Raw genomic sequence first — 13,588 nt, 5'->3', positions numbered from 1 at the left:
AAGAGTAATAACCTTATACAGGTTAAATTACCATTCGGACATCTTTGTAATCTGCTCCCATTTGCGTTACAATGTCAAAGAAACCATTTTTACGTGAAAGGTGAAAGCCATCGATGAAACCGATTTTATCAAAAGCACAATTGGATTACACGAAAGCAAAGAATATGTTTGAGAATAGAGCAAAGGTTATGGAAAAGGAAATTGCAGCGAAGCGGGCTCTGCAGGAGATCACTCAGGAAGTAATGGAAGAGCTTGTCCAAGCAACTGGCTTCCATGATGCTTATAATGAACTGGTTATTGCAGAGAATGCTTTGATCGAATGGTCCCATAGCACAATCAAACATGAGAAGAGCTACCGCGAGAACCGTGCAGCGATTGATGCCATGTATGAGAATGTTAATGCAAGTCCTGAGAAGCGCCAGGAGTTAATACAGCTATCGATGAAGATTCGATAGTCCTGGATATAGTAAGTTCAAGGAAAGGCTGCTGAGGTGATCTCGGCAGCCTTTCTTTATGTAAATCATTATCCGTAAACGTGTAACCGTGTTGCAATGTGGGTATATACTTATTAGCTCAATGGCTGATCTACAAAAGCCCCGCTTTTAATATATAATATTTGTGTATAAACTTAACAAATATTGTTTAATGACGTTTGGAATACCTCTATGCTATACTGATTCCCGTAGCCACCCAACATTAACAATAGTTAGTAGAACATACATATTGTATCTTCTAGAGTTTCGGGGCAGGGATACTGCAGGACAAAAAAAGTTTTTTTGACCAAAGCGCAACTTTTTCAAAACTATTGCGTTTAAGGTGTAGAGTCACTTGCACAAGGCAAGAGCGGATGGCCTTAAAGGCACTGCTCATTGCTAAATGGAAAAATTAGCTTTACGTGACTAGAGGCACATTGTATAATACTTAGGTAGAATTAGGAATCTAGTATTGCTATGCCTTGAAGCTGTTTACAAGTTTCTGTGATACCCGTCACAGACATTATTTATACTTAATCTGCTCAACTCGGGAAAGGGGGTGCTCGACAAATGAGTGATATGAGCTACACAACTAAAGAAAAATCCCAGTTTATGAAGGTCCAAGGAGGAGAAAAAAAGGTTATGAAGAAAATTTTATCCGTAGCATTATCTACAGCAATGGCATTCTCGATGTTTGCCTCTGTAGCATTTGGTGAAACAGCAAAGGTAACTCCGCAACAAGCATTTGATGCTTTAGCAGCAAAGGGTGTCGTTAATGGATTCCCTGATGGTAAAGCTCACCTTGAAAAAGATCTGACTCGCGGTGAATTCGCTAAGATCGTTACTAAATTGTTCGGTCTTACTGAAGTAACTGGCAAGTTGTCTTACAAAGATAAAGGTTACACAGCTAAAAACTGGACTGTTCCTTATGTAGAAGCTGTTACAGCTGCAGGCTTGATGCAAGGTCAAGACACTGTTAAAGGTATCTTTAACTACAATGGTAAAGTAACAGTTGAAGAAGTTGCTAAAGTATTGGCAATCGCTCTGAAGCTGGAACAACCAACTACAACTGACAACGGTGCATCTGTATGGGCTAAAGGTTATGCTCAAGCGGTTATCAACGCTGGTCTAGTTGCTAAGGACACCAACTTCAAAGCTAACGCTACTCGTTCTTTGGTAGTTGAAACAGCTTACTATGCTGATCAAATTGGTAAAACTGCTACATTGACTGTAGCTTCTGCTGAAGCAGTAAGCCCAACCAAAGTAGTTGTAACTTTCTCTGACAAGACTACAGCAAACGTTGAATTGACAACTGCTCTGGTAGCAGGCGTTGAAACAACAATCAACTTCAAACACCTTGAAAAGGACTACACTGCAAAAGTAACTCTGCAGGCTCCTAAGGTTGTTGGTGTAACAACTCCAAACGCTAAGCAACTGGTTATCAAGTTTAACCGTGCTATCGACCCAGAAACGCTTATTGAGAACGTTGGCGGAAAAAGCACACTGGTTGACGGTCTAGTTGAAGTTACTCCACTTAGCGGTGCTCTTCGTGTACTTCCTAACGATGCAGATGTTACACTGGCTGCTGATGGTACTGAAGCTTGGGTTACTTTCCAGAACAATGAGTATTTGAAAGGCCAGTATACTGTAATTGTTAAGGGTGAAGTAAGAACAACTAGCAATGAAGTGATTCCTGCATTTACTGACCTTATCAATGTAAATGACGTTGTTGCTCCTTCGGTTGTATCTGTAACTTCTGTTGCCAAAACAACAACAAACAAAGTTTATCTGAAACTGAGCGAGCCAGTAAGATTGACTGGTCTGATCGCTTACGTTAACGGATCTGCAGCTACGGTTAGCCGTGATGCTTATGCACCGCTTGACGAAGTGACACTGACTACTGCTACATTAAACAGTGGTGCAACTTATGATGTGTCGATTAGAAACCTGAGCGACTACGCAGGCAACACAATCACACCTAATCCGTTTGCAACTAAAGTAACTGTAACTTCTGATGTTGCAGCTCCACAAATCGTTAGCCTGACTGCAACTGGCGAGAAGAAAGTCACTGTTGTATTCAACAAAAACATGGACTTCAACTCCCTGTCCAATAACATCCGTCTGCTTGATCCGAATGGCGAAAGCAAAGGTATGTTCACTGTAACACGTGGTGCTGATCAGAAGACCTTTACTCTGACTTCGCCGCTTGGTAAGCTTCCAGACTCCGGTACTTTCACTGGTACGATTGTATTCGGTGCTGGCGTTAAGGATACTCTAGGCAACACGCTGGGAAGTGCACTTTCTCAACCAGTTACTTTCACTAAGGATACAACTGCTCCGACCGTTACTAGCTCAGTTTACAGATCCGGTACTGGTATCGTAGTTAAATTCTCTGAAGAAATCGTATATACTGGAGCTACTGCTACTCTGATCAAAGAAAGCACTGGTATCTCCACTAGTCTTGCTTCTACCACTGCTCGTGTATCTGATGATCAGAAGTCCCTGATCTTCAATGTGGGATCTTTGACAGGAACTCACACTCTGCGTCTGCCTGAGGGCATTGTTAAAGACCAGAGCGCTGCTGGTAATAAGTTGGCAGCAGTTAACCTTGCAGTTGATGGAAACTCTGCTTCTTCCGATACTGGCAGACCACAAGTAGTTGGAACAGCTACTTATACAGAAGTAGGTAGTGAGTACAGACTTGCTGTTAGATTGCAAGATGACAATGAACTGAACATTAACTCTGTTCGTGACGTTAACAGCTACACGCTGGATAACAAGGCTCTGCCTTCCACTGCGTATATCACAATTGCTGATGCTACTGGCATTGTTAACACAGCAAAAGACAAAACTGCTTGGATCTTCATTCCTAAATCCAGCATTGACAAGACTAAGTCTTATGACCTGACTGTAAGTGGTGTTGTGGATAACTCCAACAACGGTGTAGAGCCTAAGACACTTGCAATCGAGTTGAAAGATGGTAAGAAACCTACTCTTGATTCTGCAGTGATCAATTCTGCAGACAGCAAGACTATGGTTCTGACATTCAGCGAATTGGTTAAGAGTGTTGATGTTAATGACTTCACATTCACAATTAACAATGATGTTGTTGCTCCTGAGAAGGTAAGAATCAGTACAATCGGTAATGCTACTGAAGCTGACAGATTCTATGTAACCTTCCTGGATGCTAACAATGCAGCACGCGACCTGAATGCAAATGAAATTTACCAGTTGTCTGTTAAGGTTAAAGATCAAGGATCTTCTGACATTAGAGACATTGCTGGCAATGAAGTTGTATACGGAACAAGCTACTCCGTTAAGTAATCTCCGATTACTGCAATTAAGAATAGCCTCTTCGGAGGCTATTCTTTTTTTATAGCCATTTATCCCACTATGAGGAGGAATCACATTTGAAGACGGCTTGGAAAGTTACGATGTCGGCGGTGCTGCTGGCGGGTGGCCTGTGGGCAGGCTCCATGCTTAACTTAACGGCTGAAGGTGCCGGTGTCGGTTCACAGCCAGGAACGGCAGAGGACCCGGTGGTTACCAAGAGCTATGTGGACCAACAGATTCAGAAGGCTTTGCAGGGTGGTACCATAAGTTCACCTACCCAAGCTCCAGTTGCTACTGCAACCAATGCACCGGCTGCAACCACAGCTCCTACCAAAGCACCGGCTTCCGGTTCGGCTGATTCAGGAAATACTGGAAATGCCAGTGAAATTGTTGATGTGAAGCCAGGCCAGACTCTAATTGCAGGTGCGGGTGCAGAATTCATTGTTCGCGCCGGCAAAGCAGTTATTTATTCCCAGGATACCAATGGGGTAGCTGACTTGACGGATGGTGTCGATTTGGCGAATGGTGTCGCTGCGCCTACGAATCATCTGTTATCATTCCCCCGGGATGGCCGTGGAATCGCTGTTCAGAACGGTCAAACCATGAAAATCGTTGTTATGGTCCGTGGTGCATATACGCTGAAATAAGCTTTAACCTGTTTAGGGTTACCTTCGTTCGACATTTTTCCTTCTATATAAAGAATGCCCCATATTGGGTCTCCATATACACCGGAACTCATTCCCACCGCTGACAAACATTGCGCCGACTGAGTTCACTGGAATGCGTACACAATACTACCTGTAATCTTAAAAAATTTCGCAGGAGGTGCTGTAACATGGCACGTACTAATCGCACAGTGGTACCAGAGAGCCGGGCAATGCTGAAACAAATGCAGTATGAAATCGCTTCTGAATTCGGGTTATATGGAGCTTCGTACGGTGGTGGAATGGACACGGAGTTTGCTTCTGAGCTGGGGAGCATGGGTGGATCAGGGGTTTCTGGAGGAACGCCGTATCTGGGACATCTTAGTTCCAGAGATAATGGATCTGTTGGCGGGGAAATCACAAAGCGGTTGATCAAACAGGCCGAGCAGTCGCTTTTCGCATAGGCTTGCTTCAATTGACAGCACCCGGTAAATAAGATAATATGACCTTTGAGGAAGGCCGTAGACCTTTTCCACTCGGAAAAGGTTCATTTTTTGAATAAAACAGGCAACCCGCTATTATAATTCTACTACTTATATTTGGCCTGTTATCTACTAGGGAGCCCCCTTGCATACAGTGTCAGATTCACAATATGGGAGGTTGTTGTATATGTCGATTAAAGGGCGTCATCTGTTTACTTCTGAGTCCGTAACGGAGGGACACCCCGATAAAATCTGTGATCAGATATCCGACGCGGTACTAGATGCTTTTCTTGCTAACGATCCTAATGCCCGTGTAGCTTGTGAGGTAGCTGTTGCAACAGGTCTCGTGCTTGTCATCGGGGAAATTAGCACCAAGTCTGAATATGTGGATATTCCGGCTATCGTACGTAATACTATTAAGGAAATTGGTTATACCCGCGCGAAGTTTGGCTTCGACTATAATACCTGTGCGGTGCTTAGCTCATTGAACGAGCAATCGGCAGACATTGCTCAGGGTGTAAACGCTGCTCTTGAGCATCGGGACCCTGCGTCATTAGCTGAAGAGACGGCTAACATCGGTGCCGGTGACCAAGGTCTGATGTTCGGGTTCGCTACCAATGAGACGCCTGAGCTTATGCCGCTTCCGATTGCCCTATCTCACCGGATTGCCCGCCGTCTGGCTGAAGTCCGTAAAGATGGAACCTTGAAATATCTGCGGCCGGATGGCAAAACCCAGGTTACGATTGAGTATCAGGGCGACAAGCCGGTGCGTGTGGACACTATTGTGGTATCTACCCAGCATGCAGAAGAAATCACCCTTGAGCAAATTCAGGCAGACATCAAAGAGCATGTCATTCTTCCGGTTGTTCCAGCCGAATTATTGGATGAAGCCACTAAATATTTCATTAATCCTACTGGCCGCTTTGTTATTGGTGGTCCTCAAGGAGATGCCGGTCTGACTGGACGCAAGATTATTGTGGATACATATGGCGGTTATGCCCGTCATGGCGGTGGAGCCTTCTCCGGTAAAGATCCGACCAAAGTGGACCGTTCGGCAGCCTATGCGGCACGTTATGTAGCGAAGAATCTGGTCGCTGCCGGTCTTGCCGACAAGTGCGAGATTCAATTGGCGTATGCTATCGGTGTTGCCACCCCTGTATCGATCAATGTGGATACATATGGAACGGGCAAGATCAGTGAGGAGAAGCTGGTTCAACTGATCAGTGATAACTTTGATCTGCGTCCGGCAGGAATCATCTCGATGCTGGATCTTCGTAAGCCTATCTATCGACAGACAGCAGCTTACGGACATTTTGGCCGTACCGATGTGGATCTTCCTTGGGAACGCGTGGATAAGGCGGATTTGTTAAAAGCCCAGTCCGGGATCTAAAAGTACAGCAAATGAATTGAGCTTGTTTGCATAATGCCATCAAATTATAATCATGCCTATATAGTACCCCCATCAGGGGGGGGATTATATGGGCTTTTTTTCATGGAAAAAGCAAGTCAATGTGCCCGCAGCCGTCATCTTCTAAACTTTGGAAGCCCTTTAGCCGAAATATAACAGTATACAAGAAACGCTCTAGGGGCTGAAGGGAGCTTTATCAAGAATGAAAAAGAAGGTAAGAATAGGTACAGCGATCATTATTGCAGGTCATCTGCTGCTTGGTCTGGGCAGTCCGGCTATCGGTATACATACATCAGCGGTATACGCCGCTTCGGAATTCGGAATCAGCATTTCTCCTGCGAATGGAGCTGCCTTTGTAAATGTCGGGGCTTCGCTGGGACTTGGCTTTGACCGTCAGGTGATCCCGCAAGCCGGGAAAATCACCATTACAGATGTAAATGCCGAAACGGTATTTACGGAAATTGCAATCGGGAGTGCAGGGCTAATTGGAAACTCGGCAAGCTACGAGATTAAATTAGGCTCCAGCCTTAAATTTGCTCCCTACAAAACATATAGCGTAAGTGTACCTAAGGGGTTGTTCAAGGATAGTGCAGGCAATGAATCAGCAGCAACAAGCTGGAAATTCACGACAGCACCGGAGGTGAATCCGGCGATTACCGCAAGCAGTATGTCTCCGGCCATCAATTCCAGGGTAGAGCCGGGAAGCTTAAATGAACTGAGCATACGCTTATCGGGAGTCCTTACAGCCGGGGGAGGCAGCGTCAGGCTGCTCTCGTCAGCGGATAATGCGGTGATACAGGAGTTTGCGATAAAGGAGGGAGAACCCGGGGTAGCATTCCAGAGTGCAGATTCCACCACTACAGTTACATTGGCACTGGCCAGTAAGCTGCCAGCAGGCGGGAATTACTATGTGCTTATTGATGCTTATGCGTTCAAGGATGCCAATAACAGAACCTATCAAGGGATAGCCAGCGGCAGCGGCTGGAGCTTCTCCACGATCGGCACAGGGGCCATCTCCGCATCTACGGCTCCGGCTAACGCATCTTTTGGCGCATCGGTTAGCGGGGCCCTTAAGCTGTATTTCGACCGCCCGATGAGTCCGGCCTCGGGAGTGATCTCGGTCTCTCCAGGTGCAGAAGGGGACCCGCGAACAAGATGGCTGAATGTCAATTCGACGAGTGTCACCGGCGGGGGAAGTTCGTCCATTACACTGTTGCCAGCTTCTGCGGCTTCGCCGCTATTAAGCGGTACGCTATATACAGTTACCATACCGCAGGGGGCTTTTTATGATCAGGATGGTCATATCTTCCCGGCTTCAGGCCCGTATTCCTGGACGTTTACAACAGCTTCACTGACAAGTCTGTCCGTAGCCGCGTTATCACCAGCGGACCGCAGTGAGTTGGTAGATATCTCCAAAACGATTGCGGTTAATTTCAACCGGGAGGTTGTCTATAATAGCGCCGTCGAGAACGGGGTTGTTCTATACAAAAGCAATGGATCTAAAGTGACAGCAGTAGTCCAGCAGGGCGCTTCTGCCAAGGAATTCATCATTAAGCCGTCCGCAGCGCTGGAATCCGATACGATCTATTATATCGATATCGCCAAAGGGACGTTCACGGATGCCGCCGATCCCAGTGTGCAGTATGAGGGATTAAGCGGCACCAAATCCTGGAGCTTCCGCACTGTGGCCATAGATAAGACTCCCCCGGCGCTGACGGGCGCAGTGCTGGAGAACAACCGGACGATCCGCCTGAGGTATAATGAGACGCTTAATGCTTCAGTGGCGCTGCTGGCTTCGAGCTTTGGGGTAACCGTGAATGAGGAAGCCCGAAATATTGAAAGTGCCTATATTCAAGGGGACAGCGTATTTGTAGCGATCAGCACAGGCATCGCTGTAGGGCAGAATGTGAGAATCAGCTACACCGGCGGTGTGCGGACGATTCAGGATGCGAGCGGGAATGTTGCGCCTACCTTTTCTGGACAGCAGATCACCAATACTATAGAATCGGCGCTCCCTACGCCCAAAGAAGGCAGAATTACCGGCAGAACGGTGACACTGACCTTCAATGATACGCTCAAAACAGTCTCTCCTTATGCGTATGATCAGTTTGTCGTAACGACTGACGGCTACTCCCTTGGGGTGAACTCGGTCAGCTCCAGCGGCAACACCTTGTATTTAACAGTAGGTTCGGAGGTGGGCAATTCGGAGTCGGTCCGGGTATCCTACTATCCCGCTTCGTATCCGCTGGTTAGTTCGCTGGGGCAGAATATCGCAGGCTTCACCGAGTTCAATATCCGTAACAGTAAGGATAACGTGCCACCGGTGTTCCAGAATGCGACGGGAGCGGGCAATAAGATACTTCTGAATTATAACGAAGGTCTGTCCACCCTTAATTTGCCGATGAATAGCCAGTTCTCGGTGCTGGTTGGAGGCAAACCTAACTATGTTACCAATGTATCAGTGAGTGGAACACAAGCTACATTGACTCTTCAGAATGCTTTGCCGCTTAGCGGAACCGTTACAGTATCCTATGTTCCAGGTACTCTTGGACTTAGTGATCTGAATGGAAATCGTGCGGCCTATGTGGATCTTCAGCCAGTGTCTGTAACTTCAGCCACGGTTGTCTCTGAGATCAGCGTAGCTACGGTGAAAGGCAATGAACTTAATGTTACCTTTAATAAGAGCATGCAGTCATCTTCGAAATTGTATGCCAATCAGTTTGGGGTCAAGGCTGATGGAAGTGGTATTGATGTTCAGGATTTCAGCCTGTCAGGAACTCTTTTGAAATTGAATCTCTCGCAAGCAGTGACGTCCGGACAAAAGGTTGAGCTCTCTTACCTGTCTGGTGCAGGGATGATAACAGACACGAATGGTAACTCGCTTCCTTCCTTCAATTCATTGTCTGTTCAGAATCTGACCACTGGTGCAGCCGGAAATGGAAGCCGCCCTTCTTATCTGGGAACGCAGCCTGCCAGTGAATTTGGCAAGGAATATCCATTGCTCAAGAGTGATTCTGCACTCACAGTTTCAGATCTCTCGGTCTACAAACAAATGGTTAAAAGATATGATCTGAATGCAGAGCGGGTGGCGGCCAGTTATCAATATCTGAAGAATGCGGGTGTGGATGAGCTGGTATTCGAAGTTCCTTCTACTGAGAAGTCAGCCTATGTCACCGTCCCGCTAAAAGCTCTATCGGATGCAGCGGCAAGCAACAAGAATGCTAAATTGATCATCCGGTACGGAGATCATATGTATGGCATAAAGCTTAGCGACCTGGATGCAAATACGCTAATTTCCAGTTTAGGAACGGATATAACTAAAGTCTCAGTTGTCCTGCGTATGGAGAGTGTTCCGTCCGGAACGTTCTATTCATTTGACCAAAAAATTGGCAGCCAGGCCATGCGTAACGTTACCGGTCTTATGGATTTACGTCTAACCGGTTCTATTAAAGATAACTATTCCAACGCCAAGGAGTTAAATGTAGCAGGACAATATACGGTTCGCAATGCTGCTATACTGAACCCCGCCCAAACGATGGCAGCCGGAGTAGATTCAACATACAATGATGCTATTTATCTACCGGCCCAAATCGCTACAGTAGGTAATAATAGCGTGGTTAGCGCACGTACCCAGGGGAATCAGGTAGTGGGGGTATTGATCTCTATGCGTACGTTTGCAGATATGGCCTCCCATTGGAGTAAGACGGCTGTGGCAGAGCTGGCCGCCAAAAATATCATCGATAGCAGCTATGGCACTGCATTTAAGCCTGAACAGTCCATTACCCGTTCCGAGTTCGCTGTGATGCTTAGCAGGGGGCTGGGGCTACAGGCTGTGCGTGGTGAAGCTTCTCAGTTCAAAGATGTACGTCCCTTCACGCAAACCAGTGATTTCATAGGCGCAGCAGCCAAAGCCGGCATTATCACCGGAAATACGGACGGGACCTTCCGTGCGGAGGATAAGATTACCCGTGAGCAGATGGCGATTATGATGGTGCGGGCGCTGGAGTACACGGGGAAACCGGTGACGCTGAGTGCGTCGGTGATGGATACGCTCAACCCGTTCAAGGACCGGGCGAAAATCCTGAGCCAGAGTATCGAATTTGTAGCCAAGGCGGTCAAGGCGGGGATTATTCAGGGAGTCAGCACCACAGAGTTCCAGCCGCAAGGCAATGCTACCAGAGGGCAGGCTGCGGTCATGCTGCAACGGATGCTGAAATCGGCAGGCTATTTGTAAGTGAACTGTATCGTTAAGCAGAGCATCCGGCCCTTAGGCCGGGTGTTTTTTTGTCTGCACATCCAGCACCACAGTGGCTACTCCCAGCCGGTAAAACCTGCTATTTCTCTCCAATTTTCGCAACTTTTCGAGCTGAATTCAGTCTATTAAAGGTATAGTCTATTACTATGAACTGATATCGGGAGCTTGATAGCGAAGTAGAAGAGTACAAATAGATGGGAGAGTTACACTGAAATGAATGAGTTGTTCATGGGGAAAAAGAGTACAGAGCCAACACGGGGAAATCAATGGTCGCCTGCTAAAAAATGGATTGCTGCATCTCTGGCGGGTGTAATATGGATCATGCCGGTTGTCGGAAGTGAGGGGGCCGGATGGCTGGGTGCAGGGAATGCGCCGGTAGCACAAGCTGCAGCAGCGTCCTTCTCGGCGACAAAACTGAGTGAAGAGGTTATCACTTCCGGTGCGATGATGATGAAATATAAATTCACTACGGTGCGTTCCGGTAAAAGTGCGACAGGACTGGCCAGCGTCATTCGTGTCGATCTCAATAATCCTTATGTCTCTCTAGATGTAATGACCGGCAAAGGCGGGAATCTGACGACCCGGCAGAGCACCGGCGGCATGGCTGCGGAGACCGGAGCGGTCGCGGCGGTGAACGGGGATTACTTCAATACCGGCGGAGAAGGTGCACCGATTGGCGGTCAGGTATCCGGCGGAGTGCTGGTGTCTACCCCCTCACAGCTGAACGGAATGTATGCTTTTGCGGTAACCAAAGACCGTAAACCTATTATAGATGAATATACGTTTGAGGGGATGCTGACTGCCGAGGATGGCGCCCAGTTCCCGCTCTCCGGCATCAACAAAGGGGCCTACAACCCCGAAGGCGGCAGTTCAACATACAGTCATGCTAATGCCGCTTATATCTATACGGATGCTTGGAAAGCGCTGGAGCGGCCTAAGGGCAGCTCTACTACACCGACAGAGGTGCTGGTAGAGGATAATACGATTACCCAGATCTCGCTGGATTCGGCTCTGCCGGTGACCGTACCCAAGGGAGCTTATATTCTGCGGACGCACGGGCTGGCTGCCCAGTTCGTCAAGGCCCATCTGGTAGTAGGACAGAAGCTGAACAGTACCTATGTGCTCCGTTCCAAAACCACCCAGCAGGAGCTTGATCCTTCCACGCTGCAGATGATGATCGGAGGGCATACGATTCTGGTCAATAACGGCAAGGCGTCGTCGTTCTCGCGTTCCACCAGCAGTATTGGCGGGTACCGGGCACGTACAGCGCTGGGGTATTCCCAGGATGGAAGGTATGTATATGTCATTGCAGCCGAGAAGAACAGCAATAGTGCAGGTCTGTCGCTGACAGAGCTGCAATCCTTCATGACGAAGATTGGAGTGTGGAAAGGGATTAATCTGGACGGAGGGGGCTCTACAACGATGGTAGACCGCCCGCTGGCCGAAACCTCGACTACACTTACCTTCAATACGGAATACGGCAAGGAGCAGCGCACGATCGTTAACGGCGTCGGGGTATACACTTCTGCTCCGCAAGGTGAAGTGAAAGGGATCAAGATCAGCGGCAGTTCGGTCTTGTTAATCGGGCAAAAGGCCACCTACTCCCTCAAAGGTTATGATACGTATTACAATCCGGTGGATGTAGCGGCAGCTAATCCCGCCTGGACTGCAAGCGGAGGCAGTGTGACTGTGAACGCGGGTGAAGCTACAGCCGTCAAGCCGGGAACCGTCAAGCTGAAGGCGAGCAGCGGAACGGCAAGCGCGGAGACCGAGGTCACCGTTCTGGGCGGAGACGACCTGTCCAGCCTAGTTGCAGGTACCTCTACTGCATCGCTTCAGGCAGGGGCCACTGTATCGGTTCCGGTTAGTGCGGTGTCGAAGAGCGGGGCAACGATAGCTGTTCCGGCAACCGCATTGAAGTGGGAGTTTATCGGCTTCAAGGGAAGCGTGGGGGACGGTAAGCTTAAGGTGGAGGCGGTTGATCCTGGCGTAACTACCGGGTATGCGATTGCCCGCTATGACGGCTTCAGCACGGCGGTTGTCTTGTCTACTGCGGCTGCCACGGCGTGGGAGGATTTCGAGAATGTCAGTTATCCGTTCGCGTTCACTACCAATGCGGCTGGGGTTACTGGGACAGCAGCAGTCGTTCCTGGAAGCGCAGAGCGTGCAGGCTCGAAGGTACTGTCGCTTAGCTATGATATGACGGCAGGCACCGGTAAAATGTACGCTTACGCCCAGTTCAACGGTACAACGGGCAAGAATATTCCGGAGTCGGCAACCTCCATGTCAGTGGATGTGATGGGGGACATGAGCCTGAACTGGCTGCGTGCCGAGTTAGCGGATGCCAGCGGGAAGACGGCCTATATCGATTTGGCCAAAGTCATTGACTGGAACGGCTGGAAGACGCTTAATCTCGATCTGTCCGGCTCAGGGATTAAATTCCCAGCTTCCCTTAAGAGACTTTACGTGGTAAATGTAGAGGAGGGCCAGGATGAACGGGCCAAGACGGGCACCGTGGCCTTTGATAATATTTCCTTCGTAATGCCATCACTCTCCAGTGAGGCGGGACTGCCCAAAGGGACGGCGGCGATGAGTATTGGCGGTAAGGCGATGACGGTGAACGGCGCCAAGCGGCCGATTGATGTCGCTCCGATCGTGAAGGACGGCAGCACGTATGTGCCGATAAAATATGTACTGGACGCGTTCGGCGGCAATGCGGTCTGGGATGCCAAGACCAAGAAGATTATGGTCCTTCGCGGCTCCAAAGCGCTGGATCTGACCGTGAACAAGAAGGAATTCGTGCTGAACGGGAAGCGGCAGAGTGCTGAAGTAGCGCCACTAATCCTGAATGCCAGGACTTTAGTACCGCTTCGACTCGTGACAGAACAGCTTGGACTTACTGTAAAATGGGAACAGAACACTAAGACCGTAACTATCGAATCGTGATATGTTAGTATAAAGGAAAGCCTTTAATACGATTCGATAGAAATGGG

General features: G+C 48.4%; 7 protein-coding genes. All 7 read left to right on the top strand.

Going from position 1 to position 13,588, the window contains the following annotated elements; translation table 11 throughout:
• Nucleotides 1–113 precede the first annotated feature (113 nt).
• The 7 genes from MHH28_RS19915 to MHH28_RS19885 all read left to right on the top strand — a co-directional run bounded on the left by MHH28_RS19915 (nt 114) and on the right by MHH28_RS19885 (nt 13,541).
• Nucleotides 114–455, top strand: coding sequence for a hypothetical protein (locus tag MHH28_RS19915; protein WP_339220749.1), 342 nt, complete (start codon nt 114–116; stop codon nt 453–455).
• Between the two features lie 588 nt (nt 456–1,043).
• Nucleotides 1,044–3,797 carry an Ig-like domain-containing protein gene (locus tag MHH28_RS19910; RefSeq protein ID WP_405104813.1) on the top strand — a complete coding sequence of 918 codons (2,754 nt, stop codon included), beginning with the start codon at nt 1,044–1,046 and terminating at the stop codon, nt 3,795–3,797.
• Between the two features lie 86 nt (nt 3,798–3,883).
• Nucleotides 3,884–4,453: a hypothetical protein gene (locus MHH28_RS19905; RefSeq protein WP_405104811.1), complete on the top strand. Its 570-nt coding sequence runs from the start codon at nt 3,884–3,886 to the stop codon at nt 4,451–4,453.
• Between the two features lie 188 nt (nt 4,454–4,641).
• Entirely contained in the window at nt 4,642–4,914 is a 273-nt protein-coding gene (locus tag MHH28_RS19900; protein ID WP_405104809.1) for a small, acid-soluble spore protein, alpha/beta type, read from the top strand.
• 205 nt (nt 4,915–5,119) lie between these two features.
• The gene (gene metK, locus MHH28_RS19895) at nt 5,120–6,322 is read left to right on the top strand and encodes a methionine adenosyltransferase (RefSeq protein WP_076084485.1); all 1,203 of its coding nucleotides are present in this window, start codon (nt 5,120–5,122) and stop codon (nt 6,320–6,322) included.
• A gap of 220 nt (nt 6,323–6,542) precedes the next feature.
• Nucleotides 6,543–10,574 (top strand): Ig-like domain-containing protein, encoded by a 4,032-nt coding sequence (locus MHH28_RS19890; RefSeq protein WP_405104807.1) that lies wholly within the window; start codon nt 6,543–6,545, stop codon nt 10,572–10,574.
• A gap of 249 nt (nt 10,575–10,823) precedes the next feature.
• On the top strand, nt 10,824–13,541 hold the full coding sequence (locus MHH28_RS19885) for a stalk domain-containing protein (RefSeq protein ID WP_405117184.1): 2,718 nt from the start codon (nt 10,824–10,826) through the stop codon (nt 13,539–13,541).
• Nucleotides 13,542–13,588: the final 47 nt, after the last annotated feature.

It is taken from the genome of Paenibacillus sp. FSL K6-1217, from assembly GCF_045040735.1.
In the GTDB taxonomy this organism is placed as follows: Bacteria; Bacillota; Bacilli; order Paenibacillales; family Paenibacillaceae; genus Paenibacillus_AQ.
Note: the sequence above shows the minus strand (reverse complement) of the source record. Positions and strands in the feature narration are given on the sequence as shown.

Coding starts and splice junctions, on each gene's coding strand:
- MHH28_RS19915 (WP_339220749.1), top strand. CDS start 114: ATGAAACCGATTTTATCAAAAGCACAATTGGATTACACGAAAGCAAAG.
- MHH28_RS19910 (WP_405104813.1), top strand. CDS start 1,044: ATGAGTGATATGAGCTACACAACTAAAGAAAAATCCCAGTTTATGAAG.
- MHH28_RS19900 (WP_405104809.1), top strand. CDS start 4,642: ATGGCACGTACTAATCGCACAGTGGTACCAGAGAGCCGGGCAATGCTG.
- metK (WP_076084485.1), top strand. CDS start 5,120: ATGTCGATTAAAGGGCGTCATCTGTTTACTTCTGAGTCCGTAACGGAG.
- MHH28_RS19890 (WP_405104807.1), top strand. CDS start 6,543: ATGAAAAAGAAGGTAAGAATAGGTACAGCGATCATTATTGCAGGTCAT.
- MHH28_RS19885 (WP_405117184.1), top strand. CDS start 10,824: ATGGGGAAAAAGAGTACAGAGCCAACACGGGGAAATCAATGGTCGCCT.